Below are 22,409 nucleotides of genomic sequence, written 5' to 3' on the forward strand. Positions count from 1 at the left end.
GGACGCAGTCAATGCGTGCACTGGATTTTTTCGTGCCTCGATACAGCCATGAAAGCCATGATTCTGGCCATAAAAATAGCCCCGGCAGGACCGGGGCTTGCCTTGAAGTAGCAATGCTACAAGTGGCTCGGCGCTGACTCCTCGACAGGGCAGATCACTGGCGTGCCAGCATCGTCAAGCACCTTCGCCCGCAGTCCGTAGACCTCTTCCAACAGCCCCGGGGTCAGCACCTCGGAAGGCTGTCCCTGCGCCATCAGGCGCCCACGGTGCAGCACAATAAGCTGATCACAGTAGCGTGCCGCTAGGTTCAGGTCGTGAATCGCAATCAGCGCGATCGAATCCTTTTGGGATACCTCTCGGCGGATGAGCTGCAGCAGCTCCACCTGGTGCCGCAGATCCAGGGCAGAAGTCGGCTCGTCCAGAAGTAGCACCTCGGGCTCGCGCACCAGCATTTGTCCCACGGCGACCAGCTGCCGCTGCCCACCCGACAGTTCGTGAACATAGCGCGAAGCCAGGTGCGTAATCCCCAGCCGCTCCAGCACTGCGGCTGCTTGTTCCTGTGCGGTTGCGGCCACTGCCCGGCGCGTCGATCGTTTCGTCGCCACGAGGATCGATTCGAAGGCCGTCAGGGAAGCACTAGAAAGCAGGTCTTGGGGCACATAACCAATCGCGTCGCGCCGGTTACTGCCGGATAGTTCCTCGCCGTTGCTGGTGATGCGGCAGGTGCCTGATGACGCCCTCTGTATCCCAGCGATCGTCTTCACCAGGGTGGATTTTCCCGCGGCATTGGGTCCCAATAGGCCGGTGATGGACCCCGGCTGAAAGCCGGAAGCCGATACTCCCTGCAGAACCGGATTCTTGCCGTAGCGGACGTGGATATCTTCGATAGTCAGCATGGGCTAGGACCCCCAGACGGTACGTCGGCGGACGAACACCAGAATGAGGAAGAAGGGAACCCCCACCAGGGACGTGATGATGCCGATCGGCACCGCCACGCCCGGAACCACAGTGATCGATACCGCGTGAGCAGCGGCCAGCAACAGAGCTCCGGCTGCCATGGATGCAGGGGCGAAATAGCGCTGATCCTCGCCGACGAGCATGCGGGCGACATGGGGGCCGACCAGGCCGATGAAGCCGATCACGCCCGCGAACGCTACCGCGCTGGCCGCCAGTAGGGAGGAGACTACGAGGGTGCTAACGCGCAAGCGCTGGACATTGATCCCCAGCGCTGCCGCGCGATCATCGCCCAGTCGTAGGGCTGTGAGCTTCCACGAGTTCAGGACGGTGAAAGGTATCGCTATTGCCAGCGCACCAACGATGATGGCGTTGGACGTCCAGTTCGCGCGCTGGAGCGAACCCATCGTCCAGAACACGATCTGCTGCAGAGCCTCGGTCGTCGCGCGGTATTGCATCAGGGAGAGCATTGCCTGGAACAGGAATACCAGCGCAATTCCGAGCAGAATCATCGATTCTGCGCTTGCTCCGCGCCACAATGAAGCGCCGGCCACGATAAACACCGCCACCAGCGAGGCCACCCAAGCCACGGCTGCGAGGTTGAACTGCGGGTTGGCCAACACCGTCCAGCCCAACACAATCGATGCGGCTCCGCCGAACGCCGCTGCTGCGGAGATACCAAGGGTGAACGGCTCTGCCAGCGGGTTATCCAGGATGGTTTGCATATGCGCCCCGGATAGGGAAAGCGAGGCGCCGATGAGGACGGCCATCACAGACGCAGGCAGACGCAGGTTCCACAGGACGGTGTGGGTTGTTTCATCCACTCCGTTGGGGTCGATGAGGGCCTTCCACAGTTCCATCAAACTCAGGTCAATGGGACCGACGATCGTGGCGATGGCGAAGGCTGCGAAAGCAGCGATGGACAGCGCGAGAATGGCGAGGATCTTCCGCCTGGCCTGGCGGCGATACTGTTTGACAACCGCGCTGGCTTCGGCCGGAAGTGCAGTATCGCGCCCGTCGGCTATCTCGCCTTCTTCCGTCGATGACTTTTCTGGGATTACAAGGTGGGACATGGGGGTTATTTCTTGGGGTTAGCTCTTGGTGGAGGTGAAGAACGTTCCGGAGTAGTCGAACGGCAGCCACTTCTTGTGGAAGTCCGCGAAGTCCTTCTCTACATCGAGTTCCTGGAATAGTTCGGGGTGCAGCCATTGTGCGAATTGCTCAAGGGCGAAAACGTTCAACGGGGAATCGTAGAACTGGTGGTAAACCGCGTGTAGCTTGCCCTCCTTGGGTGCCTTCAGAGCATTAAAGCCAGGCGTGGCAAGCAGTCCCTTGAGAGTCTTTTCAGATACGTCGGGCTTGGCGGTGTAGCCGAGCTCCACGTGCGGCAGTACCTCGGGCTTCTCGGGATCCTTGGCCCACGCGCCACCGGTGGCAATGATCTGCTCTGGCTGTTCAGCAAGGACCTTCTCTGCGGTGAGGTCCCCGGATTCTGAGTCCAGCAGATCGTCGCCGATGTTCTTTCCGCCCGCAGCGTTGACCAGATCGCCGAGGTTGGAGTTCTTCACCGTGGCACAGCAGTCCTTCATGCCCGCCGCGCGCCAGACCAGGGTCTTCGGCTTGTTCTTTGCCTTGCTTGCGCGGTCGGTGATGTTCTTTACCTTGCCGTCGTAGAAGTCGTTGAACTCCTTGGCCTTGTCTTCCTTGCCTAGGAGCTGACCGTAGAGGCTCATCGTCTTGGTGGTGTTCTCCAGCGGCTTCTGGCGGAAGTCGCTGAATACGTACTTCAGTCCAGCCTGGTCCATCTTGTCCAGCAGGCCGGATTCTTCGGCGGCCTTCTTGTGATCCAGGGAAAGCACGGTGACGTCCGGCTTGTGGGCAAGCAGGTTCTCGACAGTCACATCGCCTTTGGAGATGTTTCCAACGGTCGGGAGATCACTGTACTTCTTGTCTACCTTGGAGAGCTTCTCTTCGAAGGTGGGGGCGGCGGAGTGCATGTCGGAGCCGATGGCCACGACGTGCTCCGTCGGGTTCTCCTTGTTTAGGATGGAGGTGGCGAACAGTCCGCGACCTTCTGCGAGGAGGATCTTTTCTGGGCGAGAGTCGAAGGAGACCTGTCGGCCGGTCACGTCGGTGACGGTGATGGAGGAGCCGGACTTCTTCGCATTGGAAGAGTCGCCGTCGCTGGGGTTAGATGCGCCACAGGCTGCGAGGCCCAGGGCAGCGGTTGCTGCCACGACGCCGACGCAGACTTTGCGAAGCGGAGAAAAACGCATTGTTGTTCCTTATATGAGGGGTGCGAGAGCAAGGATTTAACCCACTCTCATGCTTAGCTTATCCTTACCATTTGCAAGGGTAGGCTAACTATAGTTCATATATCTCTATGGAGGAAACACCGGGTTTGGATTCGTCACTCTTTTAGGCCACCACTCCAAACACAGATAGACTCGGAGCTCAAAGAATTAATTGGGGCGAAAAGAAAGCAAGGGAAAGCTATGCCACAATTCGTTGATCGCGTCGTTCTGCATCTGCAGGCCGGTGACGGTGGCCACGGCTGTGCTTCCGTGCACCGCGAAAAGTTCGTTCCCCTCGGCGGCCCCGATGGCGGTAACGGTGGCCACGGCGGAGACATCATTCTGGAAGTATCCCCGCAGGTCCACACCCTGCTGGACTTTCACTTCCACCCGCACATCAAGGCCCAGCGCGGCAACAACGGCGCCGGCGATCACCGACACGGTGCGCGCGGGGAAGACCTCGTACTCCAAGTGCCGGAGGGCACCGTGGTGCTTAACTCCAAGGGTGAGGCGGTTGCCGACCTAACAGGCAAGGGCACGCGGATGATCGTCGCCGCAGGCGGACACGGCGGGTTGGGAAACGCAGCGTTGGCGTCCAAAAGCAGGAAGGCCCCGGGCTTCGCGCTACTGGGCGAACCCGGCGAGGCAAAGGACGTCATCCTCGAACTCAAGTCCATGGCAGACGTCGGTCTGGTGGGCTTCCCGTCGGCAGGTAAGAGCTCGCTGATTTCCGTGCTGTCGGCTGCGAAGCCGAAGATCGCGGACTACCCGTTTACGACCCTGGTGCCGAACCTGGGTGTGGTCAACGTTGGCCACGAGGTGTTCACCGTCGCCGACGTGCCGGGTCTGATCCCCGGCGCTAGCGAAGGCAAGGGCCTGGGGTTGGACTTCCTGCGCCACATCGAGCGCACCGCCGTTTTGGCCCACGTTGTGGACGCCGCCTCGCTGGAGGCAGACCGCGATCCGGTCGCGGACATCAAGGCCCTGGAGAAGGAGCTGGCCAACTACCAGGAGGAGCTGGCGAGCGACTCCGGGCTGGGCGACCTACGCGAGCGCCCGCGCGTGATCATCCTGAACAAGATGGACGTGCCGGATGCCGCCGACATGGCCGACCTGCAGGAGGAAGAGCTCAAGGAGTTCGGCTGGCCGATCTTCCGCATTTCCACCGTGGCGCACAAGGGCTTGGACGAGCTGAAGTACGCGCTGCTGGACATTGTAAAGGCCCACCGCAAGGCCAACCCGGTCGAGGAAAAGCCCGCGCAGGTGATTACCCCGAAGGGGCTGCGCAAGCGCTCCGGCGGGCGATTCGCCGACTTCGAAGTGGAGGCCGACCCGTCCGCCGAGGATGCCTTCATTGTTCGCGGAGAGAAGATCGAACGCTGGATCCGCCAGACCGACTTCGAAAACGACGAGGCCGTGGGCTACCTGGCCGATCGTCTGGCGAAGGCTGGCGTGGAGGAAGCACTCTACAAGGCCGGCGCGGACGCAGGCAGCGAGGTAACGATCGGGGAAATCACCTTCGAGTGGGATCCGCAGACCGCCGCCGGTGTGGACGTCATGCGCAGTGGGCGCGGCACCGACATCCGCCTGGAGCAGAACACCCGTGCTACCCCGGAGGAACGCAAGCGTGCCTCGCAGGCCCGCCGCGGCCTGATCGACGAGAACGATTTCGGCGACGGGGAGGTCGCAGAGCGCGAACGCTGGCAGGGGTAGCCACGTTGAACCAATCTGCACAACCCCGGGAGCGGGGCTGGCATACTGGTAAGTATGTCATCCTCCGATTCCGACATTGCAGACGAAAAAGAGTTCAGTTCAGCCCAGTCCGCGTTTAGCTACGCAGGACCGGGGGAGATGACTCCCGAATTAGCCACGCCCGTGCCTACCTACGGGCAAAGGCCAGTGCACGAGCCGGGCCCAGTTGTGCCCGCGACGTCCATTGAATTCCCCGAGCCGGAGGCGGACGAAGACGATCCGGCGATGGGGCACGATTCCTCTGTCCGCGCCGACATCGCCCACGCCCGCCGCCTGGTGGTGAAGATCGGCTCTTCCTCCCTGACCGACGACGACGGCCGTGTGGATCCGAACCAGATCGACATGATCGCCGACGCGCTGGAGGCGCGCATGGCGCGCGACACCGACCTCATCGTCGTTTCCTCTGGTGCTGTGGCCTGCGGCATGGGTCCACTGGAGCTCGCCCAGCGCCCCACCGACCTGGCTACCAAGCAGGCCGCCGCGTCTGTCGGCCAGGTGCTGCTGGCTCAGGAGTGGGCGCGTAGTTTCGCCCGTTACGGTCGCACTATCGGCCAGGTTCTTCTTACTGCTTCGGACGCCGCAGAGCGCGACCGCGCACGCAATGCCCAGCGCACCATTGACCGTTTGCGCCAGCTGAAGGCCGTGCCGATTGTCAACGAGAACGATACGGTCGCTACCTCTGAGATGCGCTTCGGTGACAACGACCGCCTGGCCGCTTTGGTGAGCCACCTAGCCTTCGCGGATGCTTGCGTGCTGCTGTCCGACGTGGACGGCCTGTACGACCGCAACCCGGCCGAGCCGGGCGCCCAGTTCATCGCCGAGGTGAAGAGTTCCAAGGACCTGAAGGGCGTGGCTGCAGGTGACGGTGGCCGCCTGGGCACCGGCGGCATGGCGGCGAAGGTATCGGCTGCCCGCCTGGCCTCGCGCGCAGGTGTGCCGGTGTTGCTGACTTCCACGGAGAACATCGGTGCGGCCCTGGATACTGCGGAGGTAGGAACCTGCTTCTGGCCGGACCAGGATCGCCTGAGCGCATGGAAGTTCTGGGTGCTGTACGCTGCAGATTCTTATGGCCAGCTGCACCTGGATGCCGGCGCGGTTCGCGCCGTGACGGAGAATCACAAGTCCCTGCTGTCGGTGGGCATCACCAAGATCGAGGGCGATTTCTCGCAGCGCGACGTGGTGGACCTGGTGGGGCCGGACGGCAACATTGTTGGCCGTGGTGAGGTGGCATACGATTCCGCCATGCTGCACGACCTGATTGGCCAGTCGACCTCCGACCTGCCGGAGTTTGCCCGCAGGCCGGTGGTGCACGCCGACTACATGTCTCATTACGCTAACCGAGCGCAGCTAAAGGGTTAGTAGGGGCGTGATCTCTTGGCCCGGAGGGGCTGAAGCCGCGTTAGCTGCGCGGCGGTTCCGTTGTGTGGCGAAGCAAGCCCCTACATGGACTTCGCATTAAAGGAGAGGACGCCTGCGCTAAGAGCCGTCATTCCCAGGCAGTTGATCCAGAATTCTGATCCGAGGAAGTTCGCCTTAATGTGGGCAGTGATCGCTGAAAGGAAGTAGCCCAGTACACCTATTGAGACGGTTGTCGCGATTGTAGCGTTGCCGGTAGCCGCACCGTAAACCAGTCCTGTGGCTGCGAGAGACTTGATCGCGATTAGCGTCCACCACCAATCTTCGGGGAACTTAACGCCCTCCAGCCAACGGCGTATGAATTTAGGCGGCTTGACGGAGATCAATGCATCACCGGCGAGAACGGCGGCCAAAAGGTAGCTGCCGCCTGTTGCTAGGGAACTCATTCGGATTCCTTTCTGCGAAAGTCGAAGACAAAGCAGTTCATGAAAATATGCTTCAACTTCGGGGAAGTGGTGCTTTAAGTCACACTACCCTCAAGGAACCGACGTTGTATTCAGGTTTCCAACAACGTGCCGCAGCTTAGGGGCTAGTTCGCTAGCATGGGTTGGTATGACAAACTCCAACGAAGCTAAAGAGAACACCCTTTCCCCGGAACGCCAGGCAGAACGCGACGAGGTTCTAGCCAAGGCTAAAAAGGCCAAGGAGGTCAGTTCCCAGCTGCTGCTGAACACCCAGCAGAAGAACGATCTGCTGGCTGACGCAGCAGATGCGCTGGAGGCTAATGCGGCGGACATTATCGCCGCCAACGAGAAGGATATTGCAGCGGGCAAGGAGCGCGGCTTCGCCGACTCCCTGCTGGACCGTCTTGCCCTGGACACCGAGCGTATTTCCGGTATTGCCGGCGGCCTGCGCCAGGTCATCGGGCTATCTGATCCGGTGGGTGAAATCGTCCGCGGACACACCCGCCCCAACGGTCTGCGCATGAAGCAGGTGCGCGTGCCACTGGGTGTGATGGGCATGGTCTACGAGGCTCGCCCCAACGTCACCGTCGATGCTTTCGGCCTGGCCATCAAGTCCGGCAACGTGCCGCTGCTGCGCGGCTCCAAGTCTGCCCGCCACACCAATGAAAAACTGGTGCAGATCCTGCAGGATGTTGCCGAAAACCACAACCTGCCGCGTGAGCTGGTGCAGCTGTTGCCGTGCGATACCCACGACTCGGTGCAGGACCTGATTACCGCCCGTGGCCTGGTGGATTTGGTTATCCCACGCGGTGGCGCTGGGCTGATCAACGCTGTGGTTCTGGGTGCTACCGTGCCCACTATCGAGACCGGTACGGGCAACTGCCACTTCTACGTCGACTCCTCTGCGGACATTGAGGAAGCTACCAAGCTGGTTATCAACGGCAAGACCCGCCGCTGCTCCGTCTGCAACGCCACCGAGGTTGTACTGCTGGATTCCGCCCTGCCGGACCCGGACAAGATCTACGTCCTGGAGGAACTGCAGAAGGCCGGCGTGACCCTGCACGGTGAGAAGAAGCAGCTGGATCCGCTGATCAACGATGTCGTTCGGGCGGAGGAAACCGACTGGACCGACGAGTACTTAAGCTTTGACATTGCAGTGGCCATCGTCGACGGCGTGGAGGAGGCTGTGACCCACATCAACCGTTATGGCACCAGCCACACCGAGGGCATCGCTGCCCGCGACTACAAGACCACCAGCTACTTCGAGCAGTACGTCGACGCAGCCGCTGTCTCCATCAACACCTCCACCGCCTGGACAGACGGAGAGATGTTCGGCTTCGGCGCGGAGATTGGCATCTCCACCCAGAAGCTGCACGCCCGCGGACCGATGGGGCTGCCGGAGCTGACAAGCACCAAGTGGGTCATCAACGGCGAAGGCCAGGTTCGCCCCTAAGTGTGGCGGTGGCGCTCACTTTGTCAGTTGAGAAGTGGGCGTCATAAAGAAAGAACAGCTACACCACCAGAGTAAGGCCCGCGCCGAGCGCCAGGACCAGACACATCGGTATCTCCCACATGCCGACCTTCTTGGGCGTCCACTCGCGGGGGTTAGCCTTGGCGATCGGTGGGATCAGCTTGGCGCGCAGGGCAGCGGCGGCCATCACCAGAATCATCAGCGGGCCGCTGGCGGTGTAACCACCGTCGATAGCGGCCGTGACCGAGGTGATGAGCGTGACCAACAAAGCGATGCGGTGATAGCGCAGGGAGACCCGCTCGAAGGGTGCATTATCCCTCTCGCGGATGATGGTCTTCACGTAGAAAATCGTGCCCGTGAAATACAAGCCGATGACCAGCGTGGTTACCCATATGGCGACGGGCGCCTCGCTGAAGAACCACGGCAGGACGGAGAAACCGCTGGCCGAGACCGCGACGATGTACATGAGGGCGCTGGCCACCGTGGTGGAGATACCGGAGATGAGGCTGCGGGGGCGCCTCCTGAAGACCTCCATCAGAGCCACCGCGATCAGCGGCACAAACGGCACGCACCACCACAGCAATCGCGGCTGCAGATACAACACAATCACGGTGAAAATGGCTGTGAGGGCACCGTACGTCAGCGTGGGCCAGAGGTAAGCGCGACGGCGGGCAGGGGCGCGGGTTTTGAACCACAGGCCGAAGGCAAAGAACGTGAAGTAGCCGAAGATCCAGGCCAGAGGCATGAAAGTCAGCGCCAACCACTGCACCGGATTGCCGTAGGACGGAGCGATAACAGCGGCTGTGATTAGCCCCGTGGCGATCGGCAAAATGAGCATTGCCCATGCACCGTGCTGGTTTGGGACCCAAGCGTTCGTACTCATCGCTAGATCGGACACTCCCTGCTGTTTCACCTATAATTTGGGCGATCGTACGCCCGCACCTCTTAAGACTAGAATCTTCCGGCGGGAAACATAAAGCCCCAGGCGGCCGGAAGCGCGGCCCGGAAGAAGAGAAGGCAGAATCAACAGTGCAGCAGACCACCACACAGCCCACCCGGGTCGGCATCATGGGCGGCACGTTCGACCCCATCCACAACGGGCACCTGGTGGCCGGCAGTGAGGTCGCGGACCTGTTCGACCTGGATGTGGTGATCTACGTGCCCACCGGCCAGCCATGGCAGAAAAAGCACAAGCAGGTTTCTGCGGCGGAGGACCGCTACCTGATGACGGTCGTCGCCACAGCCTCGAACCCCCGTTTCTTGGTCTCCCGGGTGGATATTGACCGCGGCGGGGATACGTACACCGTGGACACCCTGGCGGACATTCGCGCCCAATACCCCGAAGCCGAGCTGTTCTTCATTACCGGCGCCGACGCACTGCAGAAGATCGTGACCTGGCGGGATTGGGAGAAGATCTTCGACCTGGCGCACTTCGTGGGTGTTACCCGCCCCGGCTATGAACTGCCGAAGGGTGACGAGGGCAGCGACGATCCGCTATCGCAGGAAGTCGCCGCCGGGCGCCTGTCCTTGGTGGAGATTCCCGCCATGGCCATCAGTTCCACCGACGTGCGCGAGCGGGCGACGAATGGCCGACCCGTGTGGTACCTGGTGCCCGATGGCGTGGTGCAGTACATCGCCAAGCACGGCATGTACGTTTCCAGCGAATAGCTGGCGGGTTGCTAAACTGGATGTGTTTTAAACCAATTATGAAGGGCTGAAATTTTTTGACTGCTACTGCAGATTCGATCGCGCTCGCCGGAGTGGCGGCGCGCGCAGCGGCCGAGAAGTTGGGGGAGGACATTCTGGTCCTCGATGTCTCGGACCGTTTGGCCATTACGGACGTGTTCGTTATCGTCAGCGGCGATAACGAGCGCATGGTGAACTCCATCGTCGACGAGGTGGAGTACGAGGTGGGCCAGGACGGGCCTAAGCCAACCCGCCGCGAGGGCCGCGGCGAGGGCCACTGGGTGCTGCTGGACTACGGCAACGTTGTGGTGCACGTCCAACGCAAGGAAGAGCGCGAGTTCTACGCGCTGGATCGCCTGTGGCGCGATGCCCCGCAGATCGAGGTCGAGGGCGTGGAGCAGGTGGACCGCGGAAGCAACTGGGATGCCGATGCAGAGGTGGACGTTCTGGAGGCCACCAGCATCGACGACCTGCCGCTGGCCGGCCCCGCCCCGGACGCGGACGAGCTGTAGAAGCTGATAAGTCTTCACCATGGGCGAGCGCAGGGTCTTTTTGGTCCGTCACGGGCAGACGGAATACAACGCCAAGGGGCGTATGCAGGGACAGCTGGATACTGACCTGTCCCCGGTGGGTGTGCAGCAGGCCAAGGTCACCGCGCAGATGCTGGGGGATAAGCGCATCGCGCGGGTGATCGCCAGTGACCTTAAGCGCGCCTACGATACGGCGTTGATCCTGGCCGAGCCCTTCGGTTGTGAGGTGACGACCGACACCCGCCTGCGGGAGACGGACCTGGGCCAGTGGCAGGGAGCCTCGCGCGAAGAGGTAGATCGCGACTTCCCCGGGCAGCGTGCGTATTGGCGCCACGATCCGCAGTGGGCTCCGCCGGGTGGCGAGACGCGCCTGGAGGTAGCCGAGCGCGCCTACGCCGTGATCGAGGAGATCATGGCTACCGATGTGTTCGACGAGGGCGACGTGATGATCGTCGCCCACGGTGGCACAATCGGTGCGCTTACCGCCCGCCTGCTGGACCTTCCGGTGCGCTACTACCCGGTGTTCACCGGTCTGGGTAATGCCTGCTGGTCGCAGCTTTTGGCCCGCCCGCGCTTTACTGGCGAGGCGGCGGGCACCACTCCGGTGGCGGTCGACGGAAGCACGGTGCCGCTGGTGCCTTCCAGCCGGGCTGACTGGTGGAAGCTGCCGCAGTGGCACCTGGAGGGCTGGAACTTGGGCGTGGCCACCGACGCGAGCCCGGACGAAGGCGCCCTTCCAGGTGCTGCCCCTAGTTCTTTTGGTAATGACGCCACCCGCTCCAACCCGCACAACCCCAGCGAAGGTAGGTAGGTAGTGACTGTCCAGATCGTCACCGATTCCTCCTGCTGCCTGACGAAGGAGCTTGCGGAGAAGGCCGGCATCACTGTGCTGGACTTGCACGTGGAGGGCGAAGGCGAAGAGCAAACGACCTCGAGCCTGAGCAGCCTGGAGCTGACCGCGAGCTACGCCCGCCTGATGGAGCGCGGCAGGGATGCTGGCGTGCTGGCTTTGCACCTTTCCAAGCAGCTGTCCGCGACCTATGCCAATGCGTGCGTGGCGGCGGGAGTGTTCGACGGCCAGGTGAAAGTTCTGGATACCAAGAGCATCGGCATGGTTTTGGGCTTTGCCGCGCTGAGCGCCGCCGAGGCCGCGCGCGAAGGTGCGGACCTGGATACCGTGGTGGCGGTGGCCGAGGAGTCGCTGAAGAACTCCTCCCTGTGGCTGTACGTCCACCAGCTGGACGTGCTGCGCAAGGGCGGGCGCCTGTCGGTGGGGCAGGCGCTGCTGACCTCCACACTGGCGATTAAGCCGATTCTGCAGGTGACCGAGGGCAAGCTGACATTGGCGGCGAAGACCCGTACCCAGGCCAAGGCTATGGACCGCGTGGTGGATCTGGTGCGCCGCCTGGTGATTGACGAGGCCGTGGCGGGCAAGGGCAACCCGCGTGACGTGCAGATTGCCGTGCACCACAGCGATGCCGAGGACCAGGCAGTGGACCTGTCGGCGCGGCTGGGGGAGATGATTGAGCAGCTGAACCAGCTGGAGGCCCCAACCGAGCCGCCGGAGCCGCGCCCGCACTCGCTGCGCAGGCAGGTTCGGATAGAGACCTGGAAGTCCTTGCCGCAGGTAGAGGTCAGCATCGTCAGCATTCCGGAGGTCCTGCAGCTGCACGTGGGGCAGGGGGCACTGGGTGTGGCGGCGACGCTGCGGGGTGCGGCGGAGAACGCCGAGGCGACCGAAGCAGCGGCAGAGGCGGCCGACACAGAAGCAGACGATTCTGCCGAGGAAGCAGCAGATAAGTCCGCCGAGACTGCAGAGGCGCCCGATGCACCCGTGGCGAACGGCGAGAAGGCCGAGGATAACGGCGCAGAGAGCAGCGACACCGAGTAACTCAGAAGGGGCTACAAGGAGCTTCTACTCGCCGGTTATCCACAGGGGAGGGGTTTTCCACAGCTTCCTGGGGTTTTGGTGTGCCGGTTGCGGTATCTGACGACTGGCGGTCTATAGGGCATGTTCTGATCGGCGCATGTCCACACGACGTATGAGGCAGAGTTCTGCTGACAAGGTTCGCGCCCGCGCCGAGGCTTTAGCCCAGCCTATGCCGGAGCATGAGCTCGCCAACGTTGACCTAGACACGCACACGGTCATAGGCAGCACGGCATCCAGGGGGCTTATCGTCACGGTGGTCGTGGCTGTCCTCATCAGCGTCACGTTCTTCGCCTGCCAACGGCAAGGCCCGGACGATGGAGCGGGAGCGGGTGGCGCCGACATGCTGGCGAGCACTAACGCTCCCGGGGTAGCCGATGGAACCGCAGAAGCAGGTGGCGGTGGCGCAGTGGCGGCAACTGGCACGGGGGAAGCCACAGCGGGGGCCGATGGCCAGGCCGACGGGCAGGACGATAACCAGGAAGTCGTGGTGAGTGTGCAGGGGATGGTGCATCACCCCGGGCTGCTTCGGGTGCAGGCGAGCACCCGGGTGGGCGAGGCCATAGAAGCCGCAGGCGGCGGTTTGCCTAAGGCGGTCGTGTTGGGCATCAATCTGGCGGAGCCGGTCAGCGATGGCATGCAGATCGTGGTGGATGATCGTGGCTCGCGCGTGGTGTACGCCGGTGGAGCGCAAGCCGCGCCGGGTGGAGCCGGAGGCGCAGGTGCGGACGGGACGAAACCTGGTGGGGCAGGCAGCGGGTCAGCAGCGCAGGGAGGTAAAGCCGACGGCGCAGACGGCAAAGTGAACCTCAACACCGCCGACGCCGCGCAGCTGGAAACCATCAGCGGCATCGGGCCCGCCACCGCCGAGGCCATCATCGCTTGGCGAGAATCCAACGGCTCCTTCACCAGCATCGAGCAGCTCCTGGACGTCCGCGGCATTGGCCCGGCGAAGTTCGAAGCGATGCGCGATGCCGTCACTATCTAGCTCGCTAGTGTTGGGCGCGCCGGAGCCGTTCAGTCCAGAGGCCGTTACCAAAGCCCGCGGTGTTGATCTGCGGCTCGTCCCCGTCGCGCTCGGCTGCTGGCTCATGGCCGCCGCGATCATCCTCACCCGCAGCGTCTGGCCACTTGTCGTAGGAGGACTCATCACGCTCGCCAGCGTTGCGTGGTGGTGGCACTCCCGCCGCAGTTACAGAGCCCCGTGGCGCCGCCTTTTCGCGCGCAGCGTTGCGACTGTTGGAGCTGTCGCCAGCGCGGTGGGCCTGGGCGCGTGGTGGCGGATCGTTCTTATTGACGCCCAGCCGCTGCTGCAGGATCTCTCCACTACAGCGGGCAGCGTGCAGCAGCGGGTAACGGTGGCGGGCCTGCCGAAACAAGTCGCGGAGGGGACGGTGCTGGTCCCCGTGGACGTCGACGGCCTGGGGGAGGTGCCACTCTTTCTGCGTCCCGACTTGGCCGGTGCTGAAGGCGACTTCACGGGCTTACAACCCGGCATGAGCTTCGACATTGCCGCCACCATGCGCCCTGCCCGCGGGGCAGAGATGGTTCCCGTCACCCTGTCCGCCACCCGAGCGCCGGAGAACATCACCGACCCGGAGGGCATATGGGGCGTCACCGCCTGGCTGCGCAGAGGCTTCCACGCGCTGTGCGCAGACCTGCCGTGGGAAGCCGGGAAGATCCTGCCCGGCATGGTGATGGGGGACGTCAGCATGCAGGATTCCACTCTGCGCAACCAGTTCACCGTCACTGGGCTAAGCCACCTCAGCGCGGTCTCGGGCTCCAATGTCGCGGTAGTCACTGGAGCCGCGTTGGTGCTGGCCACGGCCTGCCGGGCGGGGCGCCTCACCCGGCTGCTGGTGGCAGCCGGCGCCCTCGTGGCCTTCGTGCTGCTGGTCGGCCCGGAACCCAGTGTGCTGCGCGCGGCGATCATGGGCAGCGTCGGCCTGGTGGCGGTGGCCTCGGCGCGCTGGACGGACATCATCGCCTCCTTGAGCGCGGCCATTATCGCGCTGATGGTGCTTTCCCCAGGCATGGCCATTAGCTACGCCTTCGTTCTCTCTGCGGCGGCAACGGCGGGCATCGTGGTGGTGCTGCCTTGGTGGTCAAAAGCCGTGCTGGCAAGGATTCCACTGATTCCCTGGCTGCCCGTCCATGAGCGCCCCACCCAGCTGCAGGCGATGGTGGTGCGCATGGTTCTGGTGGCTATCGCAGCGGACCTGGTAACCATTCCGATCATCGTCCACATGACGGGGAAAGTCTCCCTGGTCGCGGTCGTCTGCAACCTGGCGGTGACGGCGGTGGTTCCAGTGATCACCGTACTCGGGCTCATGGCAGCACTGCTGGCGGCGATCTATCCACCGGTGACGATGCTGCTGGCCAAGCTCATTGTCGCCCCCGCGGTGCCATGCGCGGCATGGGTGCTGCAGGTGGCCCGCACGGGGTCTGGCGCGCCGATGCTCGCCACCCCGGGCGGATGGCTATGGGCGGGTATAGCCAGCGCTCTGCTGGCGGTCTTGCTGGCGAGCGTGCGCTACGCCAGCTACTGGCGCACCCTCCGCTGGGGCTGGGCCACGCTTATGTGCGGGGTGCTGATGATAGGGGTGTGGGGACGAGGGGGCGTCATAAAACTAGAAACACCAGACGCGCCCGCAGCAATCCAGACAGAGCCGGTGGACCTAGCCGGTAAGGCAGTGTTTCAAGTTCGTGACGACGATCAGGCGATGCGGCAGCTACAAGCGATCGACGCAGTCGTGGCGGAGAAAGGAGGAGCGCAACAGGTGGCAGTGATCGTGACGCAGTGTGGAAAAACCCACGACAGACCCAGCTTTATGCCCAACGGGGTGCCCGTGTACTACCCGTGCAAGGACAAGGTGGAGATCCGTTAGAAGTCGCGCGCGCAGATCTGGCAAGATCGAACCCATGAACCGCCCCGAGCATCCCGCACCCATCAACCTGATCGTCGGCGGCGATGACTTCCTGGCCGAACGGCGCAGGCAGGGCATCGTCGACCAGGCGCGGGCCGCCAGCGGAGACCCGAACCTGCCGGTAGAGATGCGCAAAGCCTCTGAACTCAGCGCACCCGAACTGGCCGAACTGCTAAGCCCCAGCCTGTTCGCCGAGGACCGCATTGTGGTCGTCACCGGCGTGGAGGACACAGGCAAGGAGATCGTCGGGCTGCTGGAACAAGCCATCAAAGACCCAGCCGACGGGGTGGTGCTGATCATCGTGCACACCGGCAAAGGCCGCAACAAGAAGCTGGTGGATAGCTGGCCGAAACTCGGTGCGGTGGTATTCCAAGCCGGGGCACTGAAGGGCCGCGAACAGCTGGCCTTCATCGACCAAGAGTTCCGCAGCCAGGGCGCGCGCGTGACCCGCGAAGTGTGCGAACTGCTGTTGGACGTGGTGGGCAGCGACCTACGCCAGCTGGCCAGCGCCATCAGCCAGCTCATCGCCGACACGGACGGCCACGTAGATGCTGCAGCGGTGAAGCGCTACTACCAGGGCAAAGCGGAGGTCAGCGGCTTCGAAGTAGCCGACTACGCCATCGCCGGAAACGTCCGCGCCGCAGTGGCGCTGGCGCGCCGGGCGCTACAGCTGGGCGTGGCGCCGGTTCTGCTGGCCAGCGCGCTGAGCTCCGGGATCGCAGACATTGCAAAGGTGGCGGGCGCGGGCAACATCAACTCCCGCCGGGATGCGGCGAAGTTCGGCATGGCACCGTGGAAGCTGGACAAGACGATCCGCACCGCCCGGCGTTGGACCACCCCCATGATCGCGCAGGCGGTGCAGATCACCGCGGAGCTAGACGCGGGAGTGAAGGGGCACAGCGCCGACCCCGACTTCGCGGTCGAGGACGCGGTGCGCAAAATCGCCTACGTCGCTGGCGGGCAGCCAGAGCGCAGATTGCGCAGCGGGTACAGCGCTACCGGGCGTTAAAGCCCTTCCACACGCCGCAGTGCACAGCGTCGTCGTAGCGCGACTCGAAATCGTACTCACGGGTTTCCTCCCATGCGTCCACGCCACCCTCCAGGTGGGAGCCGATCAGCGCGCCAGTCAGTGAAGCGCGAGTATTGCGGTTGCCCGGCCAGTTCACGGCAACGTGCAGGAAGTCGTGCGGGGCGTACTGATCCTGATTATCCAGGTACAGTTGCGCCAGCAGTAGGGCGGAGGCGGTGCAGGAGCCTGCGTCCCACCCACGACCCAGAATCTGCACGAACTTGCCGCTATGGCGGTACAGCTCCTCGAAGTCGCCCTGCTGCAGGAACGGGGTGAGGTGCTCGTGCACGGCGCTGACGCGCGAGATCAGCTCACTCAACGGAACGTCGGGGCCGGTCAGATCTGTGATCAAAGCCTCGTCCAGGTCCGTGAGGATGTCCAGCTTCTCCTCGTTGGTCAGCAGGCTATCGTTATCGAAGTTCTCGTCGCCGGCCAAGCCTTCTGCGACGTCGAGCAGGCGGGTGCCCTTCTTAGCAGCCAGCATGCAGGCCACCATCGCGCACGCGGCGCGGGCCACGCCCGAGTCGTGAGTCAAGATGCCCTGCAGGACGGACCAGCCCACGCCCTCATCGGCGGGAGCGAGCAAAGCACTGGCCGCCACGCGCATCACGGCACCGGCGCCACCCGAGTGCGTCGCTACGTCGTCCCAGTGCTCCGCACCGAGCAGGCTCAGCCGGTCCAGCGACTCGGTGTTCGAAGCCCCGGGGTGGCGGTCGTAATCCCGGTCGCCGTGGTAGTTGATGAAGTGCTGGCCGATGGCCTGCATGCCCTCTTCACGGTCCAGGTCCCCGTCGTCAATCTCCGCCATAGCGGCGCACAGGGCCAGGGTCATCTGCGTAGCGTCGCTGATCACCAGCGAATCGGGTAGCGGGGTGCGCTCGGGCTGCGGCTCGTTCTGGTACGGGTAACCCCACGCATCGCCCAGGGCGGTGCCGAGTAGGGCTGAGCGGAAGCGATCCTTCATCCCTTTGTCGAACTCCTTTGAAAAGTCATTAGCAGCGGTCAGCTGTGGCTGTATCCAGCCCTAATCTAGCTCTTAAGCTTAGGACATAACGAAAACCCGCACCCGGGGGAGGTTGTTACTGTTGTTGCTTTGTGACGCAACGTCTCAACCTCTGTAGAAGGGTGCGGGCCTCGATTCAGGCAAGTGCCGGCTGGAGAATCTTTTGGATAAACCTTAGGCCATCTTGTTGAAGCGAGCGGCCATGCCGGACTTCTTGTTTGCCGCGTTGTTGCGGTGGATGGTGCCCTTGGTGACGGCCTTGTCGTAGAAGCGGGAAGCGACGCGCAGCTGAGCCTCAGCGGCTTCCTTGTCGCCAGCCTCAACGGCGGCGTTGAACTTGCGGGTCTCGGTGCGCAGGCGGGAACGGATAGCCTGGTTGCGCTTGCGAGCGATCTCGTTGGTGAGAACGCGCTTCTTCTGCTGCTTGATGTTTGCCATGGTGGCGTGCCTCTTCTTTCAAAAAGTCTTCGGAAAAAATCTGTTCAGGGGAGCGGGCTCCCGCCGCGGCCGCGCGGTCTCTAACACCCCACCCAAGGTCCTGTGGGATGCGGCGTGGCCTCGCAGTGCGTCTCTATAACGGCGCTGGCACTAGGGGTTAGCGCTAGTGGCTGCTACGAGCAGCACTGTGAACTCGGGAAATGTTAGCAGCAGGGGAGCAGAAAAGGCAAAAAGCTCCGGGCGGGTCTTTTTAGCCCCAGCCGTACTCCTGGCGCAGCACGTTGGCTACTCGATCGAAACGGCGGGAGGGTAGCGGGATGCCGCGGCGTTGGATGTGAGATTCCGGCACCTGCAGCACCTTATCTATACGCACCCAGCTATCGCGGTCCGCGCCGGAGCTCCACGGGCCGGTTCCTATGGGAACCCAGATAGGCTGATCAGCGTACTCCTCGCGGGAGGAAATCAGCAGGGTGAGAAGCCGGTGGCTCTTGCGCCCGACCACAAGCACTGCGCGCCGCTCGGGGGGCACTCCCTTCTTCGGGCGGATGTCTGCCCACACGACCTCACCAGCATCCGCCTGCCCGTCCATGTCCGGGATGTAGGTGACCGGGCGGGCGAGCTCCCGGCTGGGAGTCTTGATGGTTTCGTCCCGGTCGCCTGCCAAACCGGCGTACTCCGCCCCCATTCCCAGGTGTGCATTAAGTTCGGCAATACCGCGCTTCAGAGCCTGCCGGCGCGTGAAATGGCGGATATAAAACCGCTGGAAGAACCCCTTGATGGCCCCAATGGGATTGCGGGATTTCCCCCGTGGGGGCGTCACATCCACAACACTTCCTTCGGAACCAGCCATAGGTGACAGATTACCCGAACCACGTGCGCACAGTAATAAGGTTCGCAGCTAAACCCCGTCTGCTACTTCCGGGCCGATGCATAGTAGGGTTACGCATAAGCGAAAGAGGAGGGCAAATGGCAGCCAAGCAGAAGAATTACGCCACAGAGACGTTTACGGACCCAGAGAGGATCCGCAACTTCTGCATCATTGCCCACATTGACCACGGCAAGTCCACCCTGGCGGACCGTATCCTGCAGATGTCGGGCGTGGTCGAGGACCGCGACATGCGCGACCAGTACCTCGACAACATGGACATCGAGCGCGAACGTGGCATCACTATTAAGGCGCAGAATGTGCGCCTTCCCTGGGTGCCGAAGACCGGCGCGCACGCGGGCGAAGAACTGGTGATGCACCTGATCGATACGCCTGGCCACGTGGACTTCACCTACGAAGTCTCCCGCGCCCTCGAGGCGTGTGAAGGTTGCATCCTGCTGGTCGACGCAGCACAGGGCATCGAGGCGCAGACGCTGGCGAACCTGTACCTGGCGATGGAAAACGACCTGGAAATCATCCCGGTGCTGAACAAGATCGACCTGCCCGCGGCGGACCCGGAGAAGTACGCCCTAGAGATCGCGCACATCATCGGCTGCGAGCCGGAGGACGTGCTGCGCGTATCCGGCAAGACGGGCGAAGGCGTGTCCGAGTTGCTGGACAGGGTCTGTGAGCTCGTGCCCGCCCCGGTCGGCGACGCCGATGCGCCGGCCCGTGCCATGATCTTCGACAGTGTCTACGACATCTACCGCGGCGTGGTGACCTACGTGCGCATGATGGACGGCAAGCTGGAATCCCGCCAGAAGATCCAGATGATGAGTACCGGCGCGACCCACGAAACCCTGGAAATCGGCGTGGTCTCCCCAGAGCCGACGAAGACCAAGGGGCTCGGTGTGGGCGAGGTTGGCTACATCATCACCGGTGTGAAGGACGTCCGCCAGTCCAAGGTGGGCGATACGATCACTTGGGCCGTCAACGGCGCGGAAACCCCGCTGAAAGGCTACCAAGAACCGACCCCGATGGTGTACTCCGGCCTGTTCCCAATCAGTGCCGACCAGTATCCGGACCTGCGCGAGGCTATCGAGAAGCTGCAGCTCAACGATGCCTCCCTGACCTTCGAGCCGGAGACTTCCGTGGCCCTGGGCTTCGGCTTCCGCTGTGGCTTCCTGGGCCTGCTGCACATGGAGATCACCCGCGCCCGCCTGGAGCGCGAGTTCGACCTGGACCTGATCTCCACCGCACCTTCCGTGGTGTACCGCGTGGTCAAGGAGGACGGTAGCGAGGTGCTGGTGCGCAATCCTTCGGACTGGCCGGGCGGCAAGATGCGTGAGATCTACGAACCAATCGTGAAGATGACCGTGATCGTGCCGGCGGAGTTCCTGGGCGCGACGATGGAGCTGTGCCAGTCCAAGCGCGGCCAGATGGGCGGCATGGACTACCTTTCCGAGGATCGCGTGGAGCTGCGCTACACCATGCCGTTGGGCGAGATCATCTTCGACTTCTTCGACCAGCTGAAGTCCCGCACCAAGGGCTACGCCTCCCTGAACTACGAGGAGGCCGGCGAGCAGCTCGCCGACCTGGTGAAGGTGGACATCCTGCTGCAGGGCGATCCGGTGGATGCGTTCAGCGCCATTGTCCACCGCGAGAATGCCCACTGGTATGGCAACAAGATGACGGTGAAGCTCAAGGAGCTCATCCCGCGCCAGCAGTTCGAGGTTCCGGTACAGGCCGCCATTGGCTCCAAGATCATTGCCCGCGAGAACATCCGCGCTCTGCGCAAGGACGTTCTTTCCAAGTGCTACGGCGGCGACGTGTCGCGTAAGCGCAAGCTGCTGGAAAAGCAGAAGGAAGGCAAGAAGCGCATGAAGGCCATCGGTTCGGTTTCTGTGCCGCAGGAGGCGTTCGTTGCTGCTCTGTCTACTGACGCCGACTAGATCTGCCGACTAGATTTATTGACGCCCACTAGGCTCAGCCGAGCTGGCGCACCGCCGCGGCCAGGCGGTTGATCTCGCTTAAGGAGAGCTCCTCGTCCGCGTGGGCGTTGCAGTAATCCAGCAGGGTATATCCGGTGAGCTGCAGTTGGTTGTGCTTGGCCCACATGTTGCGCGCATAGGGCGAGTTGTTGTTGATCATCTTCATCATGTGCTTGCGCTCGCTGAGCAGCTCGAACTGCAGATCGCGGCGCGCGTAGAGCGCGCGGTCCGGCGGGTTCATCAGCAAAGCGCCCAGCAATGCACCCATCGCCGCTTCGCAGTGGCCTGCAAGGCGGCGGTGGTAGTGGGCGTCCGACGTAGTGCGCCACAGCCACAAGAAGATAAACGAGCAGATAACCGCAACACACACCTCGGCGAGGCGGTCGATAACCACGTCGCCGAGTGGGCGGGCGAGAGAGTTGCCCATCATCAGTGCCATGGGTGTGGTGAAGATGACGGTGAACGCATAGTTCTTGACGATGAAGAACTCGGCGGCGAATTGGCAGGCAGCCAGCAAGAATAGCAGGGGGAGGCCGCCGATCTGGAAGGCATGGGCGATGGCGAACAGGCCAATGCCCAGCACGGATCCTAGGAGTCGGTGGACGCCGCGGATGGTACCGGGGATCTTCTCCGGACCCCACTGCAGGATCAGCAGGGCGGTGATCACTCCCCAGTCGGGGCGGTCCAGGCCCAACCAGATAGTGATGGCACAAGAGACCAGGCTCGCCAGCACGACCTTTTCCATGCTGAGCTCCGCATGGCTGTGGATGTTGAGCGAACGGCCGAAGCGGTACTTCACTGAAGGCTTGTGGTGCGGGATGGCGGTACGGGTGGGGTCGACCATGCCGTTGGTATCGGAGAAGTCCTCGTCCGTATCCACGTAGCCTGAGTGCGCGCTGGCGGACATAAGTTTCTGGCGGGCCTGCTGCACCTGCACCACCAGGTCACGCTGCGATTCGCGGACGACCCTGCCGCCGGAGACGATGCCCGCGCCCATAAGCGCGGTCCATGCCTCGGAGAGGGAAGTGCGGGCCAGGTAGTAGTTGCCGGGGGTTGGATCTTCGGCGAAGTCCGCCACTGCGTCGTTGAGGGTGCGGATGGCGCGCTGCTCCGGGCCGCGCGGATTAAACAGGGCGGGGAACATGCCGACAATGATGGCGACGAACGCGCCGAACAGGGCCCAACCGCCGATGGCTAGCGGGTTGAGGTCGTTGCGGGCGATCATGGTGGCACCGCCGGAGACCATGACGATGAAGAAGCCGCCCGGTGGCGGCAGGCGCAGTGCATTCTGGGCGTAGGTGAACACGCCGGAGAGGAAGGTGCAGTACACGCCGGCGATGAGTAGCCACCAGTGCGAGCCGCCGGAATCCATGTGCTCCCACATCATCTTGCCCAGCCAGGCGGCGATAGTAGGGCAGGCGGCCAGCAGAATGGCGGAGAACGCCATCACTTTCAGACGGGTGCGGTACGGCAGGTTGCCGCCGTAGATGACGGTGAACGCGCCGCCGGCAACCAGCAACATTGCGTCGGTATGACCCAGTGACCAGGCGATCGTGCCCGGGATCAGCAACGACAGTGCCGCTCGCAGTCCACCGGCCCAGCCCGAGGCCTTCGAGTTGAAGGTACTGAACAGCTCCCACGCGCTCGGGCGCTGGGGGATGGGGAACTCCGCGGGGTTACGC

The 22,409-nt window shown here is 63.1% G+C and carries 20 protein-coding genes; 11 read left to right on the forward strand and 9 right to left on the reverse strand.

Translation table 11 applies throughout. From position 1 onward, the window contains the following. Nucleotides 1–116 precede the first annotated feature (116 nt). Genes MHX52_RS07865 through MHX52_RS07875 form a run of 3 tightly spaced genes read right to left on the reverse strand, consistent with a single transcriptional unit; the run spans nt 117 to nt 3,230 of the window. Entirely contained in the window at nt 117–896 is a 780-nt protein-coding gene (locus MHX52_RS07865) for an ABC transporter ATP-binding protein (RefSeq protein ID WP_034973311.1), read from the reverse strand. Nucleotides 897–899: 3 nt separating this feature from the next. Then, nucleotides 900–2,027 (reverse strand): iron ABC transporter permease, encoded by a 1,128-nt coding sequence (locus MHX52_RS07870; protein ID WP_080721334.1) that lies wholly within the window; start codon nt 2,025–2,027, stop codon nt 900–902. 18 nt (nt 2,028–2,045) lie between these two features. Continuing rightward, nucleotides 2,046–3,230 carry an ABC transporter substrate-binding protein gene (locus MHX52_RS07875; RefSeq protein WP_034973309.1) on the reverse strand — a complete coding sequence of 395 codons (1,185 nt, stop codon included), beginning with the start codon at nt 3,228–3,230 and terminating at the stop codon, nt 2,046–2,048. A 219-nt stretch (nt 3,231–3,449) separates the two neighbouring features. On the opposite strand from MHX52_RS07875, the gene obgE reads away from it, so the two are divergent. Further along, nucleotides 3,450–4,961: a GTPase ObgE gene (gene obgE / locus MHX52_RS07880; RefSeq protein WP_239317541.1), complete on the forward strand. Its 1,512-nt coding sequence runs from the start codon at nt 3,450–3,452 to the stop codon at nt 4,959–4,961. Nucleotides 4,962–5,099: 138 nt separating this feature from the next. Continuing rightward, complete coding sequence (gene proB, locus MHX52_RS07885; protein WP_370642234.1) at nt 5,100–6,359, forward strand: glutamate 5-kinase; 1,260 nt, start codon at nt 5,100–5,102, stop codon at nt 6,357–6,359. 80 nt (nt 6,360–6,439) lie between these two features. On the opposite strand, the gene MHX52_RS07890 is transcribed toward proB, so the two are convergent. Continuing rightward, nucleotides 6,440–6,802 carry a DoxX family protein gene (locus MHX52_RS07890; RefSeq protein WP_239317543.1) on the reverse strand — a complete coding sequence of 121 codons (363 nt, stop codon included), beginning with the start codon at nt 6,800–6,802 and terminating at the stop codon, nt 6,440–6,442. 166 nt (nt 6,803–6,968) lie between these two features. Here MHX52_RS07890 and MHX52_RS07895 point away from each other — a divergent pair, with 166 nt between their 5' ends. Beyond that, the gene (locus tag MHX52_RS07895) at nt 6,969–8,273 is read left to right on the forward strand and encodes a glutamate-5-semialdehyde dehydrogenase (RefSeq protein ID WP_049050243.1); all 1,305 of its coding nucleotides are present in this window, start codon (nt 6,969–6,971) and stop codon (nt 8,271–8,273) included. Nucleotides 8,274–8,331: 58 nt separating this feature from the next. On the opposite strand, the gene MHX52_RS07900 is transcribed toward MHX52_RS07895, so the two are convergent. Continuing rightward, nucleotides 8,332–9,174: a YwiC-like family protein gene (locus MHX52_RS07900; protein WP_239317545.1), complete on the reverse strand. Its 843-nt coding sequence runs from the start codon at nt 9,172–9,174 to the stop codon at nt 8,332–8,334. Between the two features lie 146 nt (nt 9,175–9,320). Between MHX52_RS07900 and nadD the strand changes: the two genes are divergently transcribed. From nadD to holA, 7 genes are all read left to right on the forward strand, one after another. Then, nucleotides 9,321–9,959 (forward strand): nicotinate-nucleotide adenylyltransferase, encoded by a 639-nt coding sequence (gene nadD / locus MHX52_RS07905; RefSeq protein WP_080722707.1) that lies wholly within the window; start codon nt 9,321–9,323, stop codon nt 9,957–9,959. Nucleotides 9,960–10,015: 56 nt separating this feature from the next. Next, nucleotides 10,016–10,489, forward strand: a complete 474-nt coding sequence (gene rsfS / locus MHX52_RS07910; protein ID WP_005296457.1) for a ribosome silencing factor — start codon at nt 10,016–10,018, stop codon at nt 10,487–10,489. 19 nt (nt 10,490–10,508) lie between these two features. Continuing rightward, nucleotides 10,509–11,318 (forward strand): histidine phosphatase family protein, encoded by an 810-nt coding sequence (locus MHX52_RS07915; RefSeq protein WP_070487374.1) that lies wholly within the window; start codon nt 10,509–10,511, stop codon nt 11,316–11,318. A 3-nt stretch (nt 11,319–11,321) separates the two neighbouring features. Further along, entirely contained in the window at nt 11,322–12,398 is a 1,077-nt protein-coding gene (locus MHX52_RS07920) for a DegV family protein (RefSeq protein ID WP_239317547.1), read from the forward strand. 151 nt (nt 12,399–12,549) lie between these two features. Then, nucleotides 12,550–13,422, forward strand: a complete 873-nt coding sequence (locus tag MHX52_RS10385) for a ComEA family DNA-binding protein (RefSeq protein WP_304504283.1) — start codon at nt 12,550–12,552, stop codon at nt 13,420–13,422. Beyond that, on the forward strand, nt 13,406–15,322 hold the full coding sequence (locus tag MHX52_RS07940; protein ID WP_239317550.1) for a ComEC/Rec2 family competence protein: 1,917 nt from the start codon (nt 13,406–13,408) through the stop codon (nt 15,320–15,322). The genes MHX52_RS10385 and MHX52_RS07940 overlap by 17 nt, the downstream gene beginning before the upstream one ends. A 34-nt stretch (nt 15,323–15,356) precedes the next feature. After that, nucleotides 15,357–16,370: a DNA polymerase III subunit delta gene (gene holA / locus MHX52_RS07945; protein ID WP_070487373.1), complete on the forward strand. Its 1,014-nt coding sequence runs from the start codon at nt 15,357–15,359 to the stop codon at nt 16,368–16,370. Here the strand turns inward: holA and MHX52_RS07950 are convergent. From MHX52_RS07950 to MHX52_RS07960, 3 genes are all read right to left on the reverse strand, one after another. Continuing rightward, nucleotides 16,357–17,394 carry an ADP-ribosylglycohydrolase family protein gene (locus MHX52_RS07950; protein ID WP_239317552.1) on the reverse strand — a complete coding sequence of 346 codons (1,038 nt, stop codon included), beginning with the start codon at nt 17,392–17,394 and terminating at the stop codon, nt 16,357–16,359. The two genes, holA and MHX52_RS07950, sit on opposite strands and share 14 nt — an antisense overlap. A 213-nt stretch (nt 17,395–17,607) precedes the next feature. Continuing rightward, nucleotides 17,608–17,871 carry a 30S ribosomal protein S20 gene (rpsT, locus tag MHX52_RS07955; protein WP_005296442.1) on the reverse strand — a complete coding sequence of 88 codons (264 nt, stop codon included), beginning with the start codon at nt 17,869–17,871 and terminating at the stop codon, nt 17,608–17,610. A gap of 250 nt (nt 17,872–18,121) precedes the next feature. Further along, the gene (locus tag MHX52_RS07960) at nt 18,122–18,721 is read right to left on the reverse strand and encodes a type II toxin-antitoxin system PemK/MazF family toxin (RefSeq protein ID WP_035005334.1); all 600 of its coding nucleotides are present in this window, start codon (nt 18,719–18,721) and stop codon (nt 18,122–18,124) included. Between the two features lie 116 nt (nt 18,722–18,837). On the opposite strand from MHX52_RS07960, the gene lepA reads away from it, so the two are divergent. After that, nucleotides 18,838–20,688, forward strand: a complete 1,851-nt coding sequence (gene lepA, locus MHX52_RS07965) for a translation elongation factor 4 (RefSeq protein WP_035005333.1) — start codon at nt 18,838–18,840, stop codon at nt 20,686–20,688. A 34-nt stretch (nt 20,689–20,722) separates the two neighbouring features. Here lepA and MHX52_RS07970 read toward each other — a convergent pair. Continuing rightward, nucleotides 20,723–22,409: FUSC family protein (locus MHX52_RS07970; protein ID WP_239317554.1), on the reverse strand; the 1,687-nt coding region annotated here is incomplete at its 5' end.

The sequence above is a fragment of the Corynebacterium sp. ACRQJ genome (assembly GCF_022346045.1).
GTDB lineage: Bacteria > Actinomycetota > Actinomycetes > Mycobacteriales > Mycobacteriaceae > Corynebacterium > Corynebacterium evansiae.

Excerpts from the sequence above, each read along its gene's own strand:
- MHX52_RS07865 (WP_034973311.1), bottom strand. The coding sequence starts at position 896 with ATGCTGACTATCGAAGATATCCACGTCCGCTACGGCAAGAATCCGGTT.
- MHX52_RS07870 (WP_080721334.1), bottom strand. The coding sequence starts at position 2,027 with ATGTCCCACCTTGTAATCCCAGAAAAGTCATCGACGGAAGAAGGCGAG.
- MHX52_RS07875 (WP_034973309.1), bottom strand. The coding sequence starts at position 3,230 with ATGCGTTTTTCTCCGCTTCGCAAAGTCTGCGTCGGCGTCGTGGCAGCA.
- obgE (WP_239317541.1), top strand. The coding sequence starts at position 3,450 with ATGCCACAATTCGTTGATCGCGTCGTTCTGCATCTGCAGGCCGGTGAC.
- proB (WP_370642234.1), top strand. The coding sequence starts at position 5,100 with ATGACTCCCGAATTAGCCACGCCCGTGCCTACCTACGGGCAAAGGCCA.
- MHX52_RS07890 (WP_239317543.1), bottom strand. The coding sequence starts at position 6,802 with ATGAGTTCCCTAGCAACAGGCGGCAGCTACCTTTTGGCCGCCGTTCTC.
- MHX52_RS07895 (WP_049050243.1), top strand. The coding sequence starts at position 6,969 with ATGACAAACTCCAACGAAGCTAAAGAGAACACCCTTTCCCCGGAACGC.
- MHX52_RS07900 (WP_239317545.1), bottom strand. The coding sequence starts at position 9,174 with ATGAGTACGAACGCTTGGGTCCCAAACCAGCACGGTGCATGGGCAATG.
- MHX52_RS07915 (WP_070487374.1), top strand. The coding sequence starts at position 10,509 with ATGGGCGAGCGCAGGGTCTTTTTGGTCCGTCACGGGCAGACGGAATAC.
- MHX52_RS10385 (WP_304504283.1), top strand. The coding sequence starts at position 12,550 with ATGAGGCAGAGTTCTGCTGACAAGGTTCGCGCCCGCGCCGAGGCTTTA.
- MHX52_RS07940 (WP_239317550.1), top strand. The coding sequence starts at position 13,406 with ATGCCGTCACTATCTAGCTCGCTAGTGTTGGGCGCGCCGGAGCCGTTC.
- holA (WP_070487373.1), top strand. The coding sequence starts at position 15,357 with ATGAACCGCCCCGAGCATCCCGCACCCATCAACCTGATCGTCGGCGGC.
- MHX52_RS07950 (WP_239317552.1), bottom strand. The coding sequence starts at position 17,394 with ATGAAGGATCGCTTCCGCTCAGCCCTACTCGGCACCGCCCTGGGCGAT.
- rpsT (WP_005296442.1), bottom strand. The coding sequence starts at position 17,871 with ATGGCAAACATCAAGCAGCAGAAGAAGCGCGTTCTCACCAACGAGATC.
- MHX52_RS07960 (WP_035005334.1), bottom strand. The coding sequence starts at position 18,721 with ATGGCTGGTTCCGAAGGAAGTGTTGTGGATGTGACGCCCCCACGGGGG.
- lepA (WP_035005333.1), top strand. The coding sequence starts at position 18,838 with ATGGCAGCCAAGCAGAAGAATTACGCCACAGAGACGTTTACGGACCCA.